The organism is Streptomyces sp. NPDC039480 (assembly GCF_055597165.1).
The window spans coordinates 398,371-422,663 of sequence record NZ_JBVITX010000004.1; the positions used below are offsets into that span (position 1 = coordinate 398,371).

At 74.7% G+C, this 24,293-nt stretch carries 14 protein-coding genes; 5 read left to right on the forward strand and 9 right to left on the reverse strand.

The features are described from left to right. Positions 1 to 102 precede the first annotated feature (102 nt). From ACZ56E_RS15725 to ACZ56E_RS15740, 4 genes are all read left to right on the forward strand, one after another. Complete coding sequence (locus tag ACZ56E_RS15725) at positions 103 to 2,514, forward strand: GTPase-associated protein 1-related protein (RefSeq protein ID WP_471214492.1); 2,412 nt, start codon at positions 103 to 105, stop codon at positions 2,512 to 2,514. A 131-nt stretch (positions 2,515 to 2,645) separates the two neighbouring features. Beyond that, positions 2,646 to 3,305 (forward strand): tellurium resistance protein, encoded by a 660-nt coding sequence (locus ACZ56E_RS15730; protein WP_398306065.1) that lies wholly within the window; start codon positions 2,646 to 2,648, stop codon positions 3,303 to 3,305. Next, entirely contained in the window at positions 3,302 to 4,213 is a 912-nt protein-coding gene (locus ACZ56E_RS15735) for a protein phosphatase 2C domain-containing protein (RefSeq protein ID WP_471214493.1), read from the forward strand. The genes ACZ56E_RS15730 and ACZ56E_RS15735 overlap by 4 nt, the downstream gene beginning before the upstream one ends. A 23-nt stretch (positions 4,214 to 4,236) precedes the next feature. After that, entirely contained in the window at positions 4,237 to 5,586 is a 1,350-nt protein-coding gene (locus ACZ56E_RS15740) for a protein kinase domain-containing protein (RefSeq protein WP_471214494.1), read from the forward strand. Between the two features lie 38 nt (positions 5,587 to 5,624). Here ACZ56E_RS15740 and ACZ56E_RS15745 read toward each other — a convergent pair whose 3' ends face one another. The 9 genes from ACZ56E_RS15745 to ACZ56E_RS15785 all read right to left on the reverse strand — a co-directional run bounded on the left by ACZ56E_RS15745 (position 5,625) and on the right by ACZ56E_RS15785 (position 21,607). After that, positions 5,625 to 7,742, reverse strand: a complete 2,118-nt coding sequence (locus ACZ56E_RS15745) for a hypothetical protein (RefSeq protein ID WP_471214495.1) — start codon at positions 7,740 to 7,742, stop codon at positions 5,625 to 5,627. A gap of 3 nt (positions 7,743 to 7,745) precedes the next feature. After that, on the reverse strand, positions 7,746 to 8,240 hold the full coding sequence (locus ACZ56E_RS15750) for a hypothetical protein (RefSeq protein ID WP_471214496.1): 495 nt from the start codon (positions 8,238 to 8,240) through the stop codon (positions 7,746 to 7,748). Further along, complete coding sequence (locus ACZ56E_RS15755; protein WP_471214498.1) at positions 8,237 to 9,673, reverse strand: hypothetical protein; 1,437 nt, start codon at positions 9,671 to 9,673, stop codon at positions 8,237 to 8,239. Before ACZ56E_RS15755 ends, ACZ56E_RS15750 begins: the two co-directional genes overlap by 4 nt. Before the next feature lie 75 nt (positions 9,674 to 9,748). Next, on the reverse strand, positions 9,749 to 12,238 hold the full coding sequence (locus ACZ56E_RS15760; RefSeq protein ID WP_471214499.1) for an Hsp70 family protein: 2,490 nt from the start codon (positions 12,236 to 12,238) through the stop codon (positions 9,749 to 9,751). Then, on the reverse strand, positions 12,235 to 14,376 hold the full coding sequence (locus ACZ56E_RS15765; RefSeq protein ID WP_471214500.1) for an Hsp70 family protein: 2,142 nt from the start codon (positions 14,374 to 14,376) through the stop codon (positions 12,235 to 12,237). Before ACZ56E_RS15765 ends, ACZ56E_RS15760 begins: the two co-directional genes overlap by 4 nt. Continuing rightward, positions 14,373 to 14,804, reverse strand: a complete 432-nt coding sequence (locus ACZ56E_RS15770) for a nucleotide exchange factor GrpE (protein ID WP_471214502.1) — start codon at positions 14,802 to 14,804, stop codon at positions 14,373 to 14,375. The genes ACZ56E_RS15765 and ACZ56E_RS15770 overlap by 4 nt, the downstream gene beginning before the upstream one ends. Then, the gene (locus ACZ56E_RS15775; RefSeq protein ID WP_471214504.1) at positions 14,797 to 15,144 is read right to left on the reverse strand and encodes a hypothetical protein; all 348 of its coding nucleotides are present in this window, start codon (positions 15,142 to 15,144) and stop codon (positions 14,797 to 14,799) included. The genes ACZ56E_RS15770 and ACZ56E_RS15775 overlap by 8 nt, the downstream gene beginning before the upstream one ends. After that, positions 15,141 to 20,909, reverse strand: coding sequence for a CHAT domain-containing protein (locus ACZ56E_RS15780; RefSeq protein ID WP_471214506.1), 5,769 nt, complete (start codon positions 20,907 to 20,909; stop codon positions 15,141 to 15,143). Before ACZ56E_RS15780 ends, ACZ56E_RS15775 begins: the two co-directional genes overlap by 4 nt. Then, positions 20,906 to 21,607 carry a hypothetical protein gene (locus ACZ56E_RS15785; RefSeq protein ID WP_471214508.1) on the reverse strand — a complete coding sequence of 234 codons (702 nt, stop codon included), beginning with the start codon at positions 21,605 to 21,607 and terminating at the stop codon, positions 20,906 to 20,908. Before ACZ56E_RS15785 ends, ACZ56E_RS15780 begins: the two co-directional genes overlap by 4 nt. Before the next feature lie 819 nt (positions 21,608 to 22,426). Here ACZ56E_RS15785 and ACZ56E_RS15790 point away from each other — a divergent pair. Continuing rightward, positions 22,427 to 23,980, forward strand: coding sequence for a hypothetical protein (locus ACZ56E_RS15790; protein WP_471214509.1), 1,554 nt, complete (start codon positions 22,427 to 22,429; stop codon positions 23,978 to 23,980). The last annotated feature ends 313 nt before the right edge of the window (positions 23,981 to 24,293 follow it).

Sequence of the window (24,293 nt, forward strand, 5' to 3'; positions counted from 1 at the left end):
GTGCGGCCGGTGTTCGACCAGGTGCGAGTGGCCTGCCCGAGGGGCGGGGGTGAACTTGGCGGACGGCCTGCGGGCCGGTGCCGCGGTTGGTCAGAATGTGGCATGGCCATCCGTCGCCTCAGCTACCGGCTCGGTCGCGAGCCGGACACCGGAACCCTCCTCCTGGTCCCCGCGGACCAGGACGGGCGTGGGCAGCAACCGCACGAGAACACGCCCGATGACGCGAGCGCGCCCTATGACGCGAGCGCGCTGCGTGCTGTCGTCGCGCGCGTCCTGGGCGCCGGCACCGAGTTGAGCTACAGCCTGCTCCCGGACGGCGGCCGGCTGCTGTGCGCCGCGCTTCCCGGCCGGCGCGTGGAAGCGCTGCACCTGAGCGCCGACACCCCGGGTCCCGGGCCCGTGTGGCCGATCGACACCTGGCGCTCCGCGGGCTGGGAGACGGACGCCGACGACACGCTCGGCGCCGGCTTCGTCGAGTCCGAACTGCCGGTGCCCGAGGCGCACTTCGACCGGGAGCTCCTCGTCGCGTTCGCCCGGGCGCGCGCCGACCGCGTCGCGCCCTTCCTCGCCGACGTGCGCCGGCTGTTCGAGGACCCCGCCGGGCGGCAGATCGTCCTCGTGGAGGACGACTCCGAGACCGTCGCCCGCTGGATCGCGCTCGCCTGTGCCTCGCTGCCCGAGGAGTACGTCGCCGCACTGACGTTCACCACCTGGACCAGCGACCCGCGCCGGGCCCCGCAGCAGATCATCGGCACCGGCCCGGACACGGCGTTCGACCGGTCCGACGACGCCACGGTCGAGTACCTGTACCGCGTGCACGACGGCACGGGCGGGCCGGAGAGCCCGCCCGCCGAGCCCGACGCCTGGGCCCGGCTGACCGCCGAGCGGTGGCTCGCCGGAAACCCGCCGTGCCCCGCCCCCGGCGCGGCCGCCCGCCCGGAGGGCCCCTTCGCGCTGCTCCCGCTGATCTCCGGAGGAAACGCCGGGGCGGACACCGGCACCTCTCCCGGAACCCTCACCGGCGCCGAACTCGCCGGGCTCGGCGGCGACTCCCTGCGCGCCGTCATCGACGCCTTCACCCAAAGTGTGACCAGAGGAGAGGCCGACCCGCGCACCCTCGACGAACTCGACAGGCTCTGCCGGGGACTCGACGGCGACCACGCCCTCGCGGCCCGCCCCCTCGCCCTCGCCCTCGTCAAGCACCGCCTCGACGCGACCCGCGGCCTCGGCACCCTGCCCGACCTGGCCGCCTTCGAGGGACTGCCGCTCGGCCAGGAGGCCTGGCGGGAACTGCGCGAGGAGTACGGCGACCGCGCCGACGACGCCCTGCGCGCCCGGCTCCGCGACCCCATGTCCACCTGGACGGAGCCGCTGCGGCTCGCCCTCGCCGTGGGAGCCGACGGCGGCCCCGGCCTCGCCAAGGCCATGGACCGCCTCGCGGACGCCCTGCTCCACCCCGAGCGGCGCGACTGCGCGCAGGCCGTCCAGGTCCTGACCGAACTCGACAGCGCCGCCCTCACCCGCCGCGTGCTCCGGCTGCTCATCGCGGACTTCACCGAGCGCAAACTGGACCGCCTGCGGGCCCTCGCCGACTCCCCCCAGGGCGACTGGCTGCGCCGCCACATCGACGACGCGCCGCTCACCGTCCGCCTCGCCGCGGCCGCCGCCCACTGGAGCGGCCCCCCGGACCGGCTGCGCGGCGCCGCACTCTTCGAGCGGCTCACCGAACTCCTCGCCGCCCAGCGGGTCGAGGACACGAAGACCCTGCTCCTGCTCTGGCGCATCGTGTGGCGCAACGACCCGCCGGACCGCGCCGAACAGCCCTGGGTGGCCCGCACCTGCACCCCACGCCTGATCATCGAGGCGGACCTCGGCCGCCGCGTCATGGGCTGGCTCAAGGAACCCGACCGCTGCGACCTCGAACTGGTCGAGTTCGCACGGGAGATGCGCAAGGACGGCAAGCTGGGCGCCCAGGACCGCGACACGGCCGACCTGCTCGTCACCGCACAGGACCTCGCCGACGGGCGGCTCGCCGTGACCAGGGCGTCCGTCGGCCGCCTCCGGGACCTCAACCGGAAGGTGCCGCCGCTCGGCACGGTCCTGCGGCAGGGGGTCGACGAGCGGGTGGGCCGCGCACTCGCCGGGGCGAACCCGCTCGACGTGTGCGAGTCGCACGGGCTGCAGATCCTCTTCGCCGCGGGCCCCGACCTGCTGCGGCCCTACCGTACGTACCTCACCGACGAGCGGACCCGCGACCGTCTCGTACGCGAACTGCCCGGCAGGCCCGCCGAGTTGGCCGCGTACTACCACATCTGGCGGCCCCGGCGGCGGCACGGCGTCAGCGCGGACTGGCGCGAGGTCGCCGCCGAACTGCTCGACCGGACCCTCGCACCCGTCCTCGCGCACCTCGACGACCACCACCTCGGGCAGGTGGCCACCGTGCTCCAGCGGGAGGGGCAGGACGTCCAGGAGTGGACGGCATGGCGTCACCGGGTCGCCCAGGAGCAGCGCTGACCTCCCCCGGCGGCGGACGGCGGAGATGACCGGCGCCCGTAAACAGAGCTGACCGAGTACCGACACCCCACGAAAGGACCAGTGTGAGCGACACCAGCGAGACCGTCGTCGACAACTTCCCGGGCGGCAGTATGGCGAGCCGCCCCGTGCACTTCATCTGGATGCTGGACTGCTCGGGCTCCATGGGGGTGAACGGCAAGATCGGCGAACTGAACTTCGCCATCCGCGAAGCCATCCCCGAGATGCAGCAGGCCGCCCAGTCCAACCCCGCCGCGTCCCTCCTCGTACGCGCCATCACCTTCGCGAGCGGCGCCAGCTGGCACGTCGGCGATGCCACCCCGGTCGACCGGTTCACCTGGGAGGACGTCCACATCTACGGCGGCACCGACATGGGAGCCGCCTTCAAGCTGGCGGCCGGCGCGCTCCAGACCCCGCCGATGCCGCAGCGCGCCCTGCCGCCCGTGCTCGCGCTCGCCTCCGACGGACAGCCCACCGACGACTGGCGGGCCGGACTGCGCGCCATCGACGGCACACCGTGGGGCAAGCGGGCCGTCCGGGTCGCGGTGGCCATCGGCGACGACGCCGACAAGAGCATGCTCAAGGAGTTCCTCGGCAACCCCGAACTGGAGCCCCTGCAGGCGAAGAACCCGCGCCAGCTCGCCGCCGCCATCCGCTGGATGTCCACCGCGGTCGTCAAGGACGCCTCCACCCCCAAGGTCGACGACGGCGCGAAGCCCGCGACGCCGCTCGACGTGCCGTCGATGACCAAGGGCGAAGACGACATCTGGTGACCGGGCCGGAGACGACGACCGGGCCGGGTCCCGCGGCGGCCGGGCCCTGGGCGCTGCTCAGCGGCGCGGTCAAGGGAGTGGCGAAGAAGTACAGCCAGGACCGCGGTGCCGCCCTGCCCGTGGCCGGGGGCCGCGCGGCCGTCCTCGCGGTCGCCGACGGGCACGGCAGCGCCGCGCACTTCCGCAGCGACCTCGGCGCGCACTGGGCGGTCGAGGAGTTCACCCGGTGCGCGGCGGCCTTCGCGCGCGAGGCCGCCCGCGTCGGTGACGACGCGGCGGGGTGGTCCGCGCTGCGGGAGGAGGCCCGGCGGCTGCCGCAGCAGGTCGGGCACCACTGGCGCGAGCGCGCCGTCCTGTACGACAGCAACTCGCCCGCCCACGGCGCCCGGCCGCTCACGGCGAAGGGCAGGACCGGTCACGGCGATCGCCCGCAGACCGCGGACCTCGCCGCGTACGGCAGCACCCTCATCGGTGCCGTACTGACCGAACACACCCTGTTCTGCTGGCAGTTGGGTGACGGCGACATCGTGCTCGTCGACGACCGCGGTGTCCCGCACACCCCGCTCTCCACCGGACCCGACATGGGCGACGAGACCGACTCGCTCTGCGAGCCGGAGCCCTGGCGCAAGATGCGGTCGCACTGGCAGCCCTTCACCGGCGGCGCGCCGCCGTGCGTGCTGCTCTCCACCGACGGGCTCTCCAAGAGCTTCGCCGACCACCAGGGGTTCCTGGACTTCGCCACCGGCCTCGGCGACCGCGCCGCGGGGCAGGGCGTGGCGGCGGTGCAGGCCCAGCTCCCGGACTGGCTGGCGCGGGCCGCCAAGTACTCCGGGGACGACACGACCCTCGTGGGCGCCATAGCGGTGCCCCCACAGCGCAGCGACGAACCGCGAGGGCAGCAGCCCTGAGCGCAGAGAGGAACAGAAACAGAATGGTGAACGGCATGCTCGCCGCCGGGAAGACCCTGGTGGCCGAGTCGGGGGAGAAGCTGAAGGTCGCCGACCTCTTCGGCTCGGGCGGCCAGGGCGAGGTGTACCGCGTCCAGACGGCCACCGGGGACCGCGCGGTCAAGTGGTACTACCCGCAGCTGGCGGACGCCCGCCAGCGGGAGATCCTCGAAGGGCTCATCGCCAAGGGCTGGGACGACCCCCGCTTCCTGTGGCCCCGCTCCATCGTCATGGACCCCGAGGGCAAGCAGCCCGGCTTCGGCTACCTCATGGACGTACGGCCCGCGCGCTTCTGCGATCTGCCCGCGCTCTTCCGCCGCGACCCCTCGGTGGCGTCCGCGACGATGCGGACCCTGGTGACGGTGGCGCTGCACACCGTCGAGGCCTACCGCGCCCTGCACTCACGCGGCATCGCCTACCGCGACATCAACTGGGGCAACATCTTCTTCGACCCGCGCACCGGTGACGTCCTGATCTGCGACAACGACAACGCCGTCGTGGAGGGCGCCGAGGCAGCCGTCGCCGGCACCATGGACTTCATGGCGCCGGAGCTGGTCCGCGGCGACAAGGGCAAGGAGCCGGGCACCCAGACCGACCTGCACTCCCTGGCCGTGCTGCTCTTCCTGCTCCTGATGAACGACCACCCGTTCAACGGCGCACTCGCCCTCAACATCCGCTGCATGGACGAGGCCGCCAAACGCAGGCTGTACGGCACCGACCCCGTCTTCGTCTACGACCCGTCCGACACCCGCAACCGCCCCGTGCCCGGCGAGCAGCCGACCGTCGTGGCGACGTGGGGCGCGCTGCCGCAGATCCTGCGCGACCTGTTCGTCCACACGTTCACCACGGGCCTCAGCAACCCCACACAGCGGGTCCGCGAGACGGTGTGGCGCGACGCGCTCAGCCAGGTCCTCGACGCCATCACCCAGTGCGGCACCTGCGGCAAGCAGAACCTGACCCAGCCCGACGGCGCGCCCCCCAACTGCTGGAAGTGCCGCACCACCCTGACGCTGCCGCCCCGCCTCGAACTGGTCACCGGCACGGGTTCGCTCCGCACCCGGCGCGGCATCCGCCTCGCCCCGAGCGCCCGCGTCTACGCCCACCACCTGCGCGACGACCCCGACCGCCACGACTTCTCCGCCGTGGTCGGCGAGGTCACCGAACACCCCCAGCAGCGCGGCCGGTTCGGCCTCACCAACCGCACCAAGTCCGTCTGGACGGCCCGCAAGGACGACGGCACGGTGCGGGACGTCGACCCCGGCAAGACCATCGCCCTCCGCTCGGGCCTCCTCATCGAGTTCGGCGGCGGGACGGAGGCGGTGGTGAAGGAGTGACCGGGCGTTTCGCCCTGTGAGGCGGCCCCGCCCGCCGCTCAGGGGCGTCGGCGGCGCCAGTGCCTGCGCCACCAGGTGGTCCAGCGGGACAGGGCCGGTGGTGGCGGCGGAGGGGGCGGTGGCGGCGGGGGTGCCGCGGGCAGGGTGGTGACGGCCGGGGCGGGGGTGATCGCCACCGCGTCGGGGCGGGGGAGCGGCGTCACCGTGATCGTGCACTCCGTCGCGGGGACGGGGATGACGACGGGGTGTCCGGCGCGGTGTGTGCTGCGCGCGACGCGCTGTTCTCCGCCTCGCCGCCCGTCGGTCCACGCGGCGCGCACCACGACCACCGGTTCCGGCCAGTCGAAGTACAGCTCGGCACGGTCGGCGGCGACCCTGCGAGCCCTCAACCCACTGACGCGCGCGGGGTGTTCGATGATGACGCTGGGGCCCGACACCGCCCGCTCGCCGAGAATGCTCACCGCCGTGACCCGGACCCGCTGCTCGGGCGCGGGCGCCAGCTCGACATGGGACTCGGCGCCCACCGCGGTCGCCGGGATCCGGTCCACGAGCCCCACGACATCGGAGACATCCGTGCCCGGTTCGACGGGACCCGCCGTCCACGGCAGGAGCACTCCGTCGCCGAGCGCGGGCGGCCGCCAGGCGATGGTCACCCGCTCGCCGTCCGCGTGCCGTCGCACGGTCAGCTCCTCCACCGGCGACGGCCACTGCTCGGCGCGGGCGGTGACGGTCACCCCGCGGGACCAGACGAGGTCGCCGTCCGGATCGCGGTAGCCGCACCGCACTTCGTACGTGTACGTGCCCGGGGCGAGCGGCACGTCCAGCACCCGGTCGTGAGCGCACGGCACCCGCACCAACGACGACCCGCCCCAGCCGGCGGCGTCCGCCCCAAACCCCGACCGCGTCACCCGCACCTCGGCCGCCGCCGGGTCGGGCCGCCACCGCAGCCGCAGCCCGCCCGGCACGACGGCGGCGCGCGCCTCCGTCACCACCGGGGTGAGCAGCACCGGGGCGGTCACGCGCGGCACCCCTGCGAGGCGGTCCCCGCGCAGCGGGACGACGGCGTACCGGAGGGGCCGGCCGACGGGCGCGTCCGCGTCGACGGAGGCGAGACCCGTCTCGCCCGCCGCCGTCTCGACGGCCAGGTGCGGGGCGCCGTCGGGAAAGCGGAGCACGCGGTACGAGACGTCGCTGAGGCGGCTGCCTTGCTCGGGCGCGCACCAGGACAGGCGGACGGCACGGTCGTCGGTCACGGCCGTCACCCGCGCATCCGCCGGGGTGAAGGGGTCGTCGGCGAGGAGCGCGGCGACGCGCAGCAGGCCCGTCTGGGCCCGCGGGTCGTCCCGGGCCAGGCGCAGCGCGCCGAGCCAGGCGGCGGCGGCCGTGCGCGACGCGCCGGTGGCCTCCGCGGCGGCGGCGTCGGCGGCGAGCCGCTCCACCTCGTCGGCTCGCGCGCGGATGCCGTCGACGAGGGCGGCGAGGCGGTGGTCGGCCGGTCCGTCGGGGTACTCGGACGCGCGCGGGAGCCGCGCCACGAGTCGTTCCGCCGCGCGCAGCCGCACACCGGGCCACACGTCGTTGAGGGTCTCGGCGGCGTGCCGGGCGGGACCGGTCGCGGGGAACCCGGCGGCGACGGCCGCGGCGAGCAGCCCCGCCTCGCTGCGGTGCACGCCGAGGGCGACGGCCTCGGCCTCACCGGGCCGCTCGCCGCCGTCCCTGAGGAGGCAGCACACCTCCCACAGGACCAGGCGCCGCAGCCCCATCGCGTCGTCCCGCACCAGGGTCTCCAGGGTGTCCACCACGGCCGCCGCGGTGTCGGCGCGCGGATCCGACGAGGACAGCCACTGCCCGCGCGCCCGCCGCACGAAGGGCAGGTCGACGCGGTGCCAGAGGCCGCCGCGGCCCGGGAACCAGAGCCCGTCGAGGACGCGGAAACCGTCATCCGTGCGGGCCTTCGGGAGCGTGCCGAAGACGGCGTCGTGCGCGGGGGTCGGCGTGGGTGCGCGCAAGGCATCGGCCGCGTGCCGGAAGTTCAACTGCCGGATGGCTTCGTGAAGTTGTACGTAGCCGCGTAGGCCGGGGCAGCGGGGCAGGACGGGCAGCGGCGGGCGGGCGCCGCTCGCCTTCGGGTGCTCGCCGGGACGCAGGACCGCCATGGCTCAGCCGCCCGGCGCGGTGTAGAAGTAGACGCGGACCACCGCGGTCTCCGCGCGCTTGCCGAGGCTGTGGTAGTCGTCCGTCGCCGTCTTCTTGGTGAACATCTCCGGGCGTGCCCTGCCGAGCAGGCCGTTGACGCGGTGGGCGTAGGCCGTGCCGTTCGAACTGCCGCCGAAGGTGAGGACGAGCGCGGCCTCGCGTCCCGACCACTTGCGGGTGTCCTTCCTGATCTGCTCGACGAGGTCGCCCTTGTTCCGGCCCGCGACCTCGAACTCCTGGGGGTGGCGGTCCACCGCACGCGGTCCCGTCGGGGTGGGGGTGGCCGAACCGCTCTTCGACGGGCGGGGCTCGGGCCGGTCGTCGGCCTGGGGGTCGGGCCGGTCGGCCATCGACACCAGCGCGAGCACGAGCAGCAGATCGGCGAAGAGCCATCCCGCGAGCACGACGACCCCGGGCCGGCCGCCGCGCCGCGGCCGGCTCCGGCCGCCTCGGCTCACGCGGCGCCTCCGTCCCGCGGCCGGGGCGGCGGCAGGCGGGTCGTCGGGGGATCGAGCGGTGTGTCCGACGCCGGGTCCAGCGGCGTGTCGACGGACGGGCTCGGCGCGGGCGCCGGACTCCCCTCGGTCGAACGGTGGTTGGCGGGTGCGGCGTGGGGCGGGCGGCCGCCCCCACCGTTCATGGAGCCGCCGTTGCTACTGGGGGCGGCCCCTTCACCCACGCCGTAGGCCCCGTGCGCCGCGTAGGTCCCGTCGTAAGCCGCACTGCCCCCGCCGTACGCCCCGCTTTGCGGCGGCAGGGCGCCCGCCAGCGTGTCCATGCGGGCGTCGAGGCGGGCGGCCGCGTCCTGCCAGTGGGCTGCCGCCGCGTCCCAGCGCTCCGTGGCCTCCCGCATGCCGTCCACCGCGTCGCCCGTGCGCCCGGTGCTCGTCACCAGGGCCTGCGAGGCCAGCTCGGTCGCCTTCGCCACCGACTCGGACTTCGCGACGAGCGACTGCTGGGCCGCGACGAGCGCCTTGAGGGACGCCTCGACCGTGTCGCCCGCCGTTTTGACGTGGTCGGCGATCCCACGGGCCGCGAGGGCGTTGGCGCGGCCCGCCTTGGCGGTCTCCTCCGTGCCGGTGCGCAGCGTGGTGTTGATGCGGTCCGCCGCGTCGCCGAGCTTCGGCACCTCCTTCGTCAGGGACTGCGCCGCCTGCTTCAGCGCGTCGGTGGCTTGGCTGACGGAGGTCGTGGCGCCGGTGAGCGCGTTGTGGCTGCGCTCCGCCTTGTTCGTCAGCTGCTGCATCTTCAGGGCGGCCTTGGTGAGCTCCGCGGTGAACTGCTGCGGCGACGCGCTGCGGTGCGACGCGAGCAGCATCTGCGTGCGCGTGAGCACCGACGCCAGTTCCGCGAGCAGCCGGTCCTCCGCCGCCTCCCGCGCGTCCTCGGCGCGCTCGGAGCGCACCCGCACGCGCGCGTGCCACACGGAGAGGCCCACGAGCAGGGCGATCAGGAGGACCGCCATCAGCGCCACGTTCTCGAAGCGTCCGAGCGACGAGAGGTGCCCGCCGAAGCCGGACTGCCACAGCTGGAGGAAGGGGCGCGTGGACTGCTCGGGGTCCTCCTTCGCGAGTTCCCCGTACGCCCGCACGGCCTCCCGGAGGCCGAACCAGGTGATCAGCAGCGGTACGAAGACGAGCACCCCGAGGGCCGCCTCCAGGAGGCGGTCGTGCCGCCCCGGCCGCCGGTCGGGGGAGACCCGGACGCTCTCCGGGCGTACGTACGCCTGGACGAGGTCGATCTCCGCCCACCGGTCGAGCTGGTTGGCGGAGCTCAAGTCCTGGTGCAGCACGGTCAGTTCGTCCGAACGCGGCGCGAGCGCGGGCAGGACCGCCAGCCGCCGCAACTCCTTGACGATCAAGGCTTTGTCGAGCAGTTGTGCGGGCGTCAAACGGAACCCTCCCTGGCATACGGGCCTGGCTTACGGCGTGCTTGTGGGGTGCTTCTGGGGTGCTTGTGCGGTGCTTCACGTGGGCGGATCGAGGGGTCTCTGCCCGAGGACGCCCCCCCTGCCGCGCCGGTTCCTGCCGTCACGGTTCAACCGCCGCAACAGCGCGTCCGCTTCGGCGTGTTCAGGATCCCACGTAAGGCACTTCCCGAGGGCCTCTATCGCCTCATCCCGCGCACCGCGCCGGTCCAGTTCGACGGCGTGCCGGAAGGTGCGCTCGGCGAGCAGGCCGCGTACGCGTACGTTCGTCGGATCGTGGTTGTACGCGCAGTTGAGCCACCGCTCGGCGTCGGCGAAGTGCTCGGGCGCCATGTCCGCCATCGCGGCCGCGCAGTGCACGTCGATCATCGCGTCCAGCATGTCGGCGCCGGTCGGCCTGGTCGCCGCGTCCTGCCACGCGAGGTGCGCGGCCTGCACGGCGTGGTCGTACCGCCCGGCCGACAGCAGGGCCCGGGCCCGGGCGAGCCGACGCCGCGAGATGTGGTCGAGGGCGGGCCCGGGGGTGGGCCCGGCGGTGGGCCCGGAGGTGTGCCCGGTGGGTGGCGACGCGGGTGGGCCGGTCGCGGGGAACGGATCGGTCCCGGAGAACGGGTCGGTCGCGGGGGAAGGGCCGGCCGCGGGGAAGGGGTCGGTCGCGGGGGAAGGGCCGGCCGCGGGGAAGGGGTCGGTCGCGGGGGAAGGGCCGGTCGCGGGGTACGGGTCGGTCGCGAGGGGACGGCCGGTCGCGGGGTACGGGTCGGTCGCGGAGGGAGGGCCAGCCGTTGGGAACGGGTCAGTCCCGGTGATCGGTGCGGTGTCGGGGGCGGCGGGTGGTGCGGGATCGGGCGGCGGCGGTGGGGGACGCCGGTTCAGGTCGTCCAGCAACTCCCGCGCCTCCGCGATGATCTCCCGCAACAACGCGACCGCCTCACCCTCCCGCCCCTGGCGAACCAACATCCGCGCCTGCCGCACATCCCGCCCGACACGCCCCTCACCCACGGCATCCGGACCGTGTACGGCACCTGCGTCCCGTCCGGCACCTGGGCCGTGTCCGGCACCTGCGTCCGATCCGGCACCCGGGCCGTGTCCGGCACCTGCGTCCCATCCGGCACCCGGGCCGTGTCCGGCACCTGCGTCACGTCCGACACCTCGATCACGTCCGGTACCTGCGTCGCGTCCGGCGCCCGTGTCCCGTCCGGCATCTGGCTCACGTACGGCACCCCCGCCCCGTCCGGCACCCGACTCGCGCAGGGCACCCCAACCCCGTACGTCACCCGATTCCCGTACCTCACCAGCCCCCGCCCCCGCCCCCGCCCCGCCCCGCGAACCCCCCGAAGCGTCGCCCCCGCGCGCGGCCCCCCGCTCCTCCAACCCCACCAGCGTCGCCGTGAGCGGTGGGGCGTCGGAGAGGGTGTCGGGGGAGGAGCCGGAGGGTTCCAGGGGGCCCTCCTCCAAGGCTGCGGGGCCGGAGGACGCCGCGCCGCCCGCGAGGCGCACCGCGTGTTTCAGGGCGCCGAGGGCGAGGAGCTCGGGCGGCGCCTGCACGCTGCGGCCGCCGAGTCCCGCGACCCGCGAACGCACCTGCTCCATACGGGTGTTGCCGCCCACGAGCAGCAGCGTGTCCACGTCCGACGACGTCATCCCCGACTGGTCGAGCAGGGCCTGGGCCCGGTCGAGGGTGCGTCCCACGTGCCGGTCCAGATACGCGTCGAGGTCGGGCCGCGCGAACCGCACCCAGAGCGCGGGCCCCGCGCCCAGCTCCAGGTCGAGCACGGCCGCCTCCGGGCCGCCCGGCGCGCCGAGCGCCTCCCGCGCCTCCTGCCCGCGCGCGCGAAGACCCTGCCAGACGGCCGCGTCGACCCCGGTGACCGAGGCAGCGCCACGGTGCCTGCGCAGTAGCCGCACCGCCGACGACAGTGTCTCCGCGTCGAAGGCGCGTCCTCCCGACGTCGCCCCGCCCTCGTAGCCGAGGGAGCGGAAGTGGCCGCGGACACTGCGGATCAGACCGAGCTCGTACCCCTCGTACCCCATGCCGTAGACCAGGCACGTGCCGCTGTCCCGGTCCGTCATGTGGCCGATCACCGCGGCCATGGAGTCGCTGACCAGCCGCGCCGGGTCGAGGCCCGCCTCGCGCGCCGCGTCCCGCAGCGCCGCCCGCTGCGCCGAGCCGAAGCGCGCGGGCACACTGATCACCGTCTGTGCCACGCGCCCCGGAGCGGCCGCCTCCACCCGCTCCCGTACCGACCGCAGCAGGCGCACCACGACCCGGTCCGCGTCGACCTGCTTGCCCCCGACGTGCACCGGACGCCCGCTGCCCAGGCGGCTCTTGAGGCTCGGGAAGGTCACGGGCAGTTCGCCCATGTCGGCCGGCTCGCACAGCAGCCACGGCCCGTCGCCCCACTCCGCGTCGAGCCGCCGCCCCGGCCCGTTCGGCAGCGCGTGGAGCGCGCGGATGCCCGTGGCGCCGAAGTCGATGCCGAGGCTGACGGGGGCGGCCGCCGCCCCCGCCCCGGGCCGCGCCTGTGTCATCCGCCCGCCGTCTCTTCGGCGAACCGCAGGATGCCCTCGTAGTCCGGCTTGTCGGGGAGCGTCGGCACGGCCCGTTCGGACTGGGCGACCGCGACGAGGTTGACGAGGTTGCGGGCCTGCTGGGCGGTCCCCACGCTGTTGCCCTGCCGGTGTGCCTGTTTGACGTACTCGACCGCTTCGTTGATCTGCCGGACCGTCTCCGGCGGGGCGCCCTCGGAGGCGAGCTCGGCCTGCCGGAACTGGCTGGCCAGACCGCACTGCCGGTACATGTCGTCGAGCAGCAGCTCGGTGAGCCGTTTGTACTCGCCGCTGTCGCCCATCGCGACCGCCCGCTGCGCCTGCTCGATGTCGCGGCGCACCTTCATCGCCTGCACCGGCTCGATGTAGGGCCCGTACCGCTTCAGGAAGTGGTCGGCCTCCCGCTCGGCGTACCCCAGCTGCTCGCGCAGCACCGCGCTGTCCAGCTCCTCGACGGGCTCGGGCGGCGGGGTGCGCGGCTTCTCCCGGCTCGGCGTCGCCTCGTGGACCATGTCGGTGCCGCGCACGGAGATCTTCACCGTGATGATGCGGTCCGCCGAGTAGTTGAAGGAGACGTCCACCTGGCGGTTGACCTCGATCTCCTGCGGCAGCTCGAACTCGACGACGCCCTGCTCGTGGTTCTCGCTCGCCACCTTGCTGTCGCCCTCGTAGACCGGCACGCGGATGCGGCGGCTGTCCGTCGCGTGGAAGGTGCGCCGGCGCGGCTCGGACAGCGGATAGGGCGAGCCGGCCTCGATGATCTCGACGAAGACATCGCGCTGGCCGCCCTTGATCGCGGCGATGCCCATCGCCATCGGCGTCGACTCGTACAGCCCCGTGTCGCCCTTGGAGCGCCCGTCGGCGAGGCCGCGGCCGCAGGATTCGCAGGCGTCCGCCCCGTACTCGTTGACCTTGGCGCACTCCGGGTCCGAGCACTCGACGCCGCGCAGCGTCTCGGCGAGCACGCCCGCGCCGAAGGCGACGCACTCCATGGGGTTGATGTTCCTGCGGACCTTGTCCGCGCCGAAGAACGCCTCGACCGCCTCGTACACCGGGCGGGTGAGCGTGCCGCCGCCGACCAGCAGCACGTCGGAGATCTCGTCGGTGGAGAGTTCGTAGCGGGCCAGGGACTCCTGGACCAGATCCATGGTGCGGGCCACCAGCGGCGCGATCATCGACTGGAACTCGCCGCGCGTCAGCTTCATCTCGACGTCGAGGACGCCGTTCTCGCTGCGGTACGCCGCCGGGATCACGATGTACGCCTCGGGCATGTCGTTCAGCTCGCGCTTGGCGCGCTCGGCGGCCTTCTTCGCCTGGAACAGGAAGCCCTTGTCCCCGGCCGGGTCCACGTGGTGCTCCTCCCGCATCCACGCGATGATCCGCTCCACGATCGCCAGGTCGAAGTCGTCGCCGCCCAGCCAGATGTCGCCGGCCGCCCGCAGGACCTGGAACTGGCTGCGGCCCTCCTGGTCCTTGACCGTGTTGAGGATCGAGATGTCGAAGGTGCCGCCGCCCAGGTCGTAGACGAGCACCCGGCTGCGCGCCCCGCCCGGCTTGTGCAGACCGAAGGCGACCGCGGCCGCCGTCGGCTCGTCGACGATCTTCTTCACCACCAGGCCCGCCTTCTCCGCGGCCTCGCGCGTCGCCGCACGCTGCGCGTCCCGGAAGTAGGCGGGCACGGTGATCACGGCGTGCGTAACGGGCTCGCCGAGGACCCGCGAGGCGTCCCTGACCAGCTTGTCCAGGATCACGCTGGAGATCTCCGCGGGGGTGCGGGCACGCCCGCCGAGCAGCACGTACGCCCGCGGGTCGTCGTCGGGGCCCGCCACGATGTCGTAACTCATCCGGTCCCGCGCCCGCGCCACCGAGCCGTCGGCGAAGTCCCTGCCCATCAGGCGCTTGACGGAGACGATGGTCTCCTTGGGCTGCCTGACCGCCCAGTTCAGCGCGTCCTCGCCGACCAGCGGCTGGTCCTTGCCGTCGCGGTGCATGACGCCGACCACGGACGGCGTCAGCCGCTCGCCCTTGCTGTTGGTGAGCACCGCGATGGCCGCGCGGTGCGGATCGTGGGCGGCGACCGCGCTGTTCGTGGTGCCGAGATCGATACCGATGGCCTTCATTCCCGCTCCGTCCCTTGCTCAGTGCCGCCGTCGACGGCGACCACCACCCGGGCGGCGCGCAGCACGTGCCCCCGGTACCGATATCCGCGCCGCACCACTTCCAGGACCTCGTCGCCGGCCGCGCCGGGCGGCGCGGCGCGCACCTCGACGATGTGGTGCGTGGCCGGTTCGGCCGGCTCACCGACGTGCCCGACGCGTTCGAGCCCCTCCTCCGCCAGGTCCCTCTCCAGTTGTCCGGCGATCAGCGCCAGGCTTCCGCGGTACGTCTCCACATCGCTCGCCGCGCCGTCGGCGAGGAGCCGGTCGAAGGAGTCGAGGGCGTCGGCACAGCGCAGCAACAGCCGCTCGGTGAGCGCGCGGTGAGCGGCGTCTCGGGCGGCGAGGTCGCGGGCGTGCTCGTAGGCGAGCCGGGCCGTCGGGTCAGACATCGAACCGGATCAGGTCGATCAGCTCGTCCGGGAGGCGCACCGCGTCCCTCGGCGGCGCGGCCGGTTCGGCGGCGAGCGCCCGGTCGATGTCGCCCAGGGCCAGGGGGAGTTCGGCGGCCGGGTCCACGTCGTACAGGAACAGGTCGACGAGGAGTCTGCGGCGTACGCCGCGCAGCTCGTCCCACGCCTGCTGGGTGACCGGCGTCATCAGATGCCGGGCCAGCAGCTCGAAGGAGACGTCCTGCATGTCCTTGTGGGTCGTCCAGGGAGTCACGCCCGCCGGGGCGAGCAGTTCGTAGGGCGAGGGTCCGCCCCCGTCGGCGGAAGGGTCCTCGATCACGCGACGCTGCCTCCTTCTTTGCTCTCAAGCGGCTTGGTCTCCGGGGCGAGTTCGGCGAGCCAGCGGTGCACGGCGTCGAGCAGGGCCCGTCTGATCCGGCTGTCGGTGGGCTCCGCGCGGGTGGCGCGGATCAGGTGGTGCAGGGCCCACAGGATGTCGCCGCCGCGCAGCGCCCGCTCCGCCCGGTCGGTCAGCTCGGCCGCCCACGACGCCAGGTCGTTGTCGTCGGGCGGCGCCTCCTGGCCGTCGCTGCGGATCAGGGCGCCCATGCCGGCGACGCCGAGGTGCCGGGTGAGCAGCTTCTCCATCTCGTCGAGTGCCTCGCCGAGCGTCTCGCGGTACCGGTGCGTCAGCGCCTGGCCGAGGCCCACGTCGAGGAGGCCGAGCGCCTCGTGCAGCAGCTTCAGGCGCGCGGGCACCTCGTACGTCCGCTCGTCGAGTGTGAAGACGAAGGCCCGCGCGAGGTTGTCGCGGGCGTGGCTCGACTCCGGGTTGAGGGCGAGGGCGCGGCGCAGGTCGGCCTCCGCGCCGTGCATGTCGGAGCGCATGCCGTGCTTGGTGCGGGTGTAGCCGCGCCACACGCCGCGCATGGACAGCAACGCGGAGAGTTTCGCGTGCAGTTGGCTGAGCAGGTCGCGGTCGAGCGGGTGCAGGACGGTGAGGGCCGACTCGACGAGCGTGACGGCCTCGTCGAGGCAGCCGCCGAGCTGCACGCCCTCCTCGTCGGTGAGCGCCTCGACCCGGCCGAGCACCGTACGGATCACGGCCTTCTTGGAGCGGGCCTGCATCCCGGCGTTGCGGGACACCTTCACCAGCTCGCCCCAGTGCGCCAACGCCTCGTCCAGTCCACCGTCGCCGCGCGTCAGGGCCGTCCTCGCGAGGGCGAGCCGGACGTGCACGGCGAGCTCGACGCCGTCCTGGAGGAGCCGGGCGTGCCGCCGCGGCAGCCGTACGTACGCGGGGTTGCGCCGCAGGAAGTCCTGGCAGTGCTCGCACGCGTCGGTGTGCGCGGACTGCGACGCGGGCCCTGCGCAGTCCTCCGGCAGGGTGGTCAGGGTGCGGAAGGCGGGCAGCGACCGCAGCGCGGCCTCGAACTTCCGCACCTCCGACAGCGTGAAGCTCGGCGCCAACTCCGAGAACGCCCAACGCAGTTCGCGCACCGCGTACTCGCCCGGGTCCTTGCCCTGCTGGGCAGCCGCGTCGAGACCTGCGGCGAGCTCCGCGAGCGGCTCCTGGAGGCGCAGCAGCCGCAGATAGCGCGGCCCGCAGGCCAGCGTGGCGCCCGCGCCCGGCACGGCAGGCAGCCCGCCCACGTCCTTGAGGACCCGCGCGCCGCCCAGCTCGGACTCCAAAAGCGCTGCCAAAGCCTGATAGGACTCGGCCTGTTGGGGGCGATCCTGCTCGGTGTGCCGCTGTTCGTACGCCGACAGCTGCCCGAAGAGGTGCTGGCTGAGCTCCCAGCGCAGCGACGCCATGTCGTCGTGCGTCACGTCGCGTTCGTAGGCGGCGGCGCGCTCGGCACGCCAGCCGTCCCAGTACTCGTCGTCGCTGAGCAGCGTCGCCCAGTACGCGAGCGCCGACTCCCAGGTCCGCACCGCGTGCTCCCACGCCCCGCTCTGCTCCAGCTCCTGCGCCTGCCACAGCCGGGCCGCGGCGAGCCCGTGCAGAACGGCCATGTCGCCGGGCGCCGCCGTCAGCCGCCGCTCCCACTCGGCGACGGCCGCCTCCCGGTCCCTGGCCAGCAGGAGCAGCAGCGGGGCGTCCTGCGGGGACCGCTCGCACAGGGCGTCGAGGAGGCCGGGCCCGTCGTCCGGCGAGAGCCCGGCCAGCGCGTCCCGCAGCGCGGCGGGGGAGTGCCACCGGTAGAGCAGCGCGTCGAGCTGAAGGCGCCGCCCCGGCAGCCGCAGCCGCTCCAGGGCGACCCGCTCGTGCCACGACATGGAGCCACGCTCCAGGAGGGCGTACGAGGCGTTCTTCACGACGTCCATGGAGGCGCCGGGGTCGACGCCCGCGTCCCGCAGCGCCAGATACGGGAAGGCCTGGTCCCGCACCGCGAACGGGTCGGCGACCAGGGGAGCGCCGGTCAGCCCGTCCGCCCAGGGCAGCAGCCCGACGAGCCGCCGCAGCCTGCGGCACCGCACGTCCGCCCGGTCGAGGGCGCCGCCCGCCCGCTCGTACGCGGCGACGGCGGCGCTCCACCGCCCCGCCGCCTCCAGCAACCGCCCCTCCGCGTAAGCAAGATGGGCGTCGGCGTCCCGGTGCCCCGGGCACTCCCGGAAGGCGTCGGCGGCCCGCTGCCACTCCTGGTGCGCGTCGGCGAGGCGGCCGCGGGCGTAGGCGGCGACGGCGGGCGCGTCCCGATGGGTCCCCAGCGCGTCGGCCTCGGCGGCCACACCGGCCCAGTCCCCCTCGGCCTCGGCGGCCCGCACACGCGCGTACCGGCTGCGCGCGGCGACATCCACGCCTTGGACGCCGTCCCGCTCCAACCCCGCATACGCCTCGACGACCCCCCGCCAGTCCTCACCCCCGACGGCCCCCGCCTCCTCGACACGCACCCGCACATACCGCCGCCGCACGACGACATCGGCCCAGGCGTCGTCCATCTCCCGATAGACGTCGTAGGCGTCCTGCCACCGCTCCCCGAGCTCGTGGGTACGGGCGAGGGCGTAGAGGTAGAGGTGGAGGGCTTCGTGGGTGGGGGGTTCGGGGGGATTGGAGGTGGCGACCTCGGGGGATTCCGGGGCGGCTTCGTGACCGGCGGCTCCGGCAGACCCCGGGGCGGCTTCGTGACCGGTGGCCTTCGGAGACTCTGGGGCAGCTTCGGGAGCGGTGGCCCCGGAGGGCTTCGGGACGCCGTCCGGGAAGGCTCTGGCGTGAATTGTGCATGCCGTTGCCCAGTCGTCGTTCTCCTCTGCGCGGCGGCCCTCCGCCTTCCGTCGCAGGGCGCCCACCGCGCCCTCCCGTGCCGCGTCCGGTACGCCGGTGAGGAGGCTGAGCACCGCCGCCCAGTCGCCGCGCAGATCGGCGGCCACGCGTGCGCGTGCGTAGAGACGGCGGACGCCCACCTCACCGTCCGCGTAACCGTCGGGCAGTCGCCCGAACCCGTCGATGACGCCGTTCCACTCTCCCCGCGCGTCGGCGGCCCGCCCACGCGCGTACAACACCCGGTCGGGTACGTCCCCCATCTCGGACGGCAGCCCCCCGAACAGCGCGAGCGCCTCGTCCCACCGCCCCTCCGCCTGCCGGAGGCGTCCCTGGGCGTAGGCATAGAGGTTCTGCGCGTCGGCGGGGACGTGCTCCGTCGCCCCCGGGCCCCCGCACCCCGCGAAGGCCTCTGCGGCGGTCGGCCAGTCACCCTCGGCCGCCGCCGACCGGCCCCGCGCGTAGTGCCGCAGGGGGCGGGTGGCGCGGAAGTCGTCCGGCAGGGCGGCGAGGTGGGAGAGCACGGTCGGCCAGTCCGCGGCGTCCACGCAGGCAAGCGCCGCCTCGTACACGTGCGCGCGCAGGTCGCCGAGGAACGGTTCCGCGGCAGGCCACCCCTGCGCGGCCGCCGCCTCCAGGTCCGCCAGGGCCGCACCGAAGTGACCCTGTTCCGCCGCATCGCAGCCGCGCGCGTACAGCAGCCGCACGCCACCGTCCAGGAAGCCGTCCGCGGCCGCGAAGCGCTCGGCTGCCGCGGCCCACGAGCCGGTCAACTCCGCCGCTCTGCCCGCGGCGTACGCCTCCCACGCGCCGCACTCGGGCCCCGCCTGCGCGAAGGCCTCCCGCGCCGCGGGCCAGTCCCCGGACTCCGCCGCCGCCCGCCCCCGCACGTACGCCGCCCGAGGCGCCGCGTCGTCGAGCCCCGCGCACGCCGCGTACGCGGCTTCGGCCGTACGCCAGTCGGCGCGCGCCTCGGCGGCCCGGCCCGCCACATAGGAGGACCACGCCGTGGCGGTGCCGTGGGCCGGGCGGAGCGCGAGGACGGCGGCGTAGCCGTGGGCCGCGGCGCCCCAGTCGCCCGCCAGCCGCGCCTGCTCGGCGGCCTCGCAGGTGCGGGCCACGTGCAGTTCGTCCCGCGCCGCAGCGAGCCGCTCCGGCACATCGCGCAGCCCGCCCGGCCGGGCGGCGAGCACCTCCTCGTACCGGCCGATGGCCGTCGTCCAGTCGCCGGCCGCCTCCGCGGCGCGCGCCTCGTCGATGAGGGAGGCGAGCCGCCGCAACCCGGCGACCTCCGTGGCGAGCGCGCCGGGCACCGGCCCCGGCAGCAGCTCACGCACCACGTCGAGCTGCGCCTCCGCGCCCGCCGCGTCCCGCTCCCCGGCGAGCAGCGCGCACAGCTTCTCCAGCTCGGGCCAGGCCAGTTCGAAGGCGGCCTCCGCCCGCATCCGGCGCTGCTCGTCGGCGTAACTCCGCGTCGCCGTCCGCAGGATCCGCAGCACCTGCCCCCAGTGCCCGAGGTCGCGCTGGAAGCGGGCGGCACCGATCAGGACCGTCGAGCCGACATGGCCGACCGGGCTCTGGAAGGTCCGCAGCGCGTCCTCGCCCTCGCGCAGCGGGTCCGCGACCGCCCCGGCGCCGAACTCGTCGTCCCGCACCTCACGCGCCTTGAAGAGCCAGCCCTGCCGGCACCCCTCGTGCAGGAACAGCGCGGGCGTCGCCCACTCCACCGCCGTGTGCTCCGGCTGGTGCGAGATGCGCAGCCGCGCGGCGGTCACGGCCTCGTCGACGGTCTTGTTGGCCGCGATGCCCTTCAGCAACTCGGGGCCGAACACGCCCGCCGACACGTCGCTGACCCGCCCCCGCATCGCCACCACGGCGGGCACACCGCCGCCGATCAAAGCCTGGGCGAGCCCGGAGAAGGGTTCGAGGTGCGAACTGTCCGCTCCCGAGCAGAGGTTGAGGGCGACGAGCCTCAGCCGTCGCGCCTTGAGCAGCATCGCACTGAGCAGATCAGCGGGCACCCGATCGACGCCGCCGGTCTCCGTCTCCAGGGCCACCACACCCTGGCCGATCTCCTGGTCGTACGAACCGTGCGCGATCAGCAGCACGGCCGTGGGGAGTTCGGAGTGCGCGCCGAGCGCAGACTCCAGGCCCGCGCGCGTCGCCCGCTCCAACACCGTGGTTTGTACGGCGACTTCGGGCAGGTCCTGGCGGAGCGCGGCCACCTCCGCGGCGGCCCGCAGCGGGGCGAGCCCGCGGGGCGAGGCGCAGGCGACGAGGAGCCGGATCAGGCTCGGCTCGTCCGCGGGTTCCGGCAGCCGCTGCCCCAGCGGCCCGCCCGCCAGCGAACGCACCAGGGAGTAGCCGTGGCTGAGGGCGAGCGACTGCTGGGGGCTGCCGGGCGGTGCGCAGAGCGACTCCAGGGGCAGGTCGCGCAGTTCGGGCGGCAGATCGAAGCGGAGCCGCAGCCCGCGTGCCGGACGCATCCGCTGGGCGCGGTCGAGCGCCGCGTCGACGCACGCCCCGACGTGCGCCCCGATCTCCTCACAGGCCTCGTCCGCGCCGTCCTCCTCGGGGGCCGGGACCGCGTCGCCGAACAGCAACCGGAAGACGCCCCGGCCGAGCGCCCGCAGCTGCGCCACGGTGTGCTGCTCGCCCATCGGCGCGAGGCCGAGCTCGGCCGAGATCAGCCGGTCCCACTGCTCGCGGAACGCCGCGGGCTCCCCGCCGACCGCGATGACCTCGGCCGCGCACGCCGGTCCGTTGGCGGTCACGAGGTAGCGGGCCGCGCCGACGCGGCGGACCCGGATGCGGAGTTCCTCGTAGGTGAGCACGGCCGTCACTGCTCACTCTCGTCGGGCTGCCACATGACGTGGTCGAGGTCGGCGACCGCGGCTTCCCGCTGCTCTTCGAGATAGGGATCGTCCGGAAAGTGCGTGAGCGCGGCGGTGAGCTGGTCGATGGCCTCCCGCAGGGTCGCCCGCGCCCCCGACAGACTGCCCGAACTCCAGCGGGCCAGGGCGAGCCCGCGCAGCACGACACCGAGGCTGACCTGCGCGCGCAGCAGATGCGGATTGAAGGCGACGGAGCGGCGCAGGTCGGCTGCGGGCTGGTCGAGCAACGCCTCGTCGTCGTTGGCGACGGAGATCCCCCGGTCGGCAAGCACCCGCGCCAACTGCCCCTCCAACCGCCCCCGTTCATTGGCCCCGATGACCGACCGGGTCATGTCCAACGTGTCCACGGCGAGGGTCAGCCGCCCCGCGCGGTGTGCGTCGCGCGCCGCGCCGAGCGCCATGTCGACGATGGCGGTCTGCGTCTCGCGGTACCGGTCCAGCTCCCGGCTGTGCACGAGGGCTCGCTGCCAGCACGCGGCGGCCGCCCCGAAGTCGGGCCGGGGCGCCCGCAGTTCGGCGCGCCCCATGCTGAGCCGCGCCTCCAGGGCCAGCCCGCGCGCGTCGAGGGCAAGCCTGCGGTGCTTGTCCGGAAACCCGGCGTACCCCGGGTTCAACTCGTCGAAGCGCACACACTCCGGCTCACACACGGCCCCGGCTCCGGGCCCGGCTCCGGGTCCGCTCCGCGCGGCCCGACAGTCGGGACACCGCAGCTCGCTGAGCGCGGCGAGGGCGTCGGCAGCTTTGTCCTGCCCCAGCAGGAGCTGGGCGAAGCCGAGTTCGGAGAAGGCGTAGGTGAGGGGGCTGGGGTGGGGCGACGCTGGCGTCGATGTTGATGCTGGCGTAGGCGTAGGCGTAGGCGTAGGCGTAGGCGTAGGCGTAGGCGTCGGCGCTGGTGACGGTGAGGCGGGGGCCTTGGCGCTCGAGGGCAGGGGCTGGGAGCTTGGCGCTGCGCTGCGTGCACCGGGGGCTGCGGGTTCGGTGTGTTGGGCTGGGGCGCCTGCGGTGGGGGCTGTGGCTCCGGTGTGTTGGGCTGGGGTGCCTGCGGTGGGGGCTGCGGTTCCGGTGTGTCGGGCTGGGGCGCCTGGGTTGTGGGCTGTGGGCTCGGTGTCTTGCGCTGCGCCGTGTGCACTGTGGGCTGTGGCTCCGGTGTGTTGCGCTGGGGTGCCTACACTGTGGGCTGTGGGCTCGGTGCCTTGTGCTCCGGCTCCTGCACCGTGGGCTGCGGTTCCGGCGTGTTGCGCTGGGACGCCTGCGCCGGGGGCTACGGCTGTGGTGTCTTGCGCGGCGACCCGGGCGCCTTGCGCTCCAGCCCCGGTGTCTTGCGCCCCAGCCCCCGCGCCGTACGCCTCAACCCCCGCACTCTGCGCCGCAGCTGTCACGTCCTGCGGTACGGCCCCTGTGCCTTGTGTCTCAGCCGCCGTGCCGTACGCCTTGGTTCCCGTGCTCTGCGCCGCAGCTGTCGGGTGTTGGGTCGCGGCCCCGGCGTCCTGCGTCCCTGCTCCCGTGCCGTACGCCTCTGCCCGCGCACCCTGCACCGCAGCTGTCGGAGGCTGCGCCGCGGCTCCCGCGTGCTGCGCCACGACCGCCGCGCCCTGCGCCACGGCGAAGGCGCCGAACTCCGCTGTCCTGCCGAGCTCCGCGATGCGCAGCGGCCCGCAGAACAGCGGTGCCCCGCCGCCCAGGGCGGACGGAAAGCCGCCGACGGCCGCAAGGAGCTTCGCGGCGTCGGCCTCGCGCTGGAGAAGCGGGCCGGGCGCGACGCGGGTGGCGGCGGTGTCGTCGGGCATGCGCCGTTCGAGCACCTCGCGCAACCCGGCGCGCAGGACGGGTACGAGGGAGGGCTCGACGGGGACGCCGTACCGGCGGCCGGCTGTGCTCAGGACGTGTTCCCAGAACCCGGCGTCGTGCAGCAGGGCGGCCCAGGCGGCGACGCACCGCTCCCACGCGGAGTCACGCGCCGGGGCGGGGGAGTTGAGGAGAGCGACGGCAAGGGTGTGGGTGACCCGATGGTCGGCGGGGTCGTGCTGGACGGCGTCGCCGAGCAGCGCGAGGGCGGACGCGCGGCGCCCACTCCGTACCAGCGCCACGGCGTACAGCGGGGCGAAGGACCAGGGCGTGCGATCGATCCCCCACGCGGCCTCGATCAACTCCCCGCCCCGCCCCCACACCCCTCCCGGTACGGGCTCCCGCTCGCTACCCACGGGACCTTCGCCCAGCCCCCTGCCTGCCCCCTCACCCCGCCCGCTGTCCCGGCCTCCGCGACGTTCCTCGGCACGTGCCCCGTCCTGCGCCCGGCCTCGGTCTCTGTCCCGTTCTCCGTGACGTTCGTCGACGGGTGTTCCTTCCTGCCCTCGGGGCCCGTCACCGACACCCGTCCGCGAAGTGAGGCCCGTCAGGGAGGTAAGGGCCGCCCTGCGCAGCCGCAGCGCCACCTCGCGCGCCGAGCGGCCCGACAGGGCTGCCTCGACCCAGCGGGCCTCGTCGTCGAGCGGCCCGGCCAGGGCGGCGGCGCGCAGGTCGCTCAGTGCGGCGTCCGGGCGGCCCGCGCGGGCGTGGACGTAGGCACGCTGGACGAGGCTGCGGCTGTGGGGAACGGCGCAGGCGAGGGACGCGGTGAGGTGGCGCTCCGCCGCGGCGAGGTCCCCGCGGTGCGCGGCCGCGCAGCCCAGCCAGTGCAGCGGCCCGGCGGCCGCAGGACGCAGTCGGTGCGCCCGTTCGAACTCCGCCTCTGCGGCCTCGACCTCCCCACGGGCGAGCCGCACCCGCCCCACCCCCGTCCACGCCCGCGCAGCGAGCCGCGCACGCCCGACGACGTCATCCGGGGCGGCGCCATCCCCGACGGCGTCACCCCGGGCGGCGCCACCCCTGGAGGCGTCGTCCCCGAAGGCACCCTCCTCCGAGGCACTGCCCTCGAAGGCACCGTCCCCGGGGAGACCGTCCCGGAGGGCACCGTTCCCGGAGGCACGGCTCCCGGGGGGCCCGCCCCCGAAGTCGCCTTCTCTGGAGGCACCGCTCTCTGAGGCATCACCCCTGGAGGGGGCGACTCCGGAGCCACCGTCCCTGGGGGGACCGTCTCGTACGGCGCCTTCTCCGGAGGCACTGTCCGCGGAGGGCTCGCCCCCGAAGCCACCGTCCCTGAGGGGACCGTCTAGTACGGCGCCTTCTCCGGAGGCACCCTCCCCGGAGGCACTGTCCGCGGAGGGCTCACCCCCGAAGCCACCGTCCCTGGGGGGACCGCCTCGAAGGACACCTTTTCCAGAAGCGCCCTCCCCGGAGGCACTGCGCCCGTGGGGCCTGCCCCCGAAGTCACCTTTTCCGGAGGCATCGCCCTCG

Bases quoted from the DNA above. Each gene is read 5' to 3' on its own strand.
- ACZ56E_RS15725 (WP_471214492.1), top strand. From the start codon at position 103: ATGGCCATCCGTCGCCTCAGCTACCGGCTCGGTCGCGAGCCGGACACC.
- ACZ56E_RS15740 (WP_471214494.1), top strand. From the start codon at position 4,237: ATGGTGAACGGCATGCTCGCCGCCGGGAAGACCCTGGTGGCCGAGTCG.
- ACZ56E_RS15745 (WP_471214495.1), bottom strand. From the start codon at position 7,742: ATGGCGGTCCTGCGTCCCGGCGAGCACCCGAAGGCGAGCGGCGCCCGC.
- ACZ56E_RS15760 (WP_471214499.1), bottom strand. From the start codon at position 12,238: ATGACACAGGCGCGGCCCGGGGCGGGGGCGGCGGCCGCCCCCGTCAGC.
- ACZ56E_RS15770 (WP_471214502.1), bottom strand. From the start codon at position 14,804: ATGTCTGACCCGACGGCCCGGCTCGCCTACGAGCACGCCCGCGACCTC.
- ACZ56E_RS15765 (WP_471214500.1), bottom strand. From the start codon at position 14,376: ATGAAGGCCATCGGTATCGATCTCGGCACCACGAACAGCGCGGTCGCC.
- ACZ56E_RS15730 (WP_398306065.1), top strand. From the start codon at position 2,646: ATGGCGAGCCGCCCCGTGCACTTCATCTGGATGCTGGACTGCTCGGGC.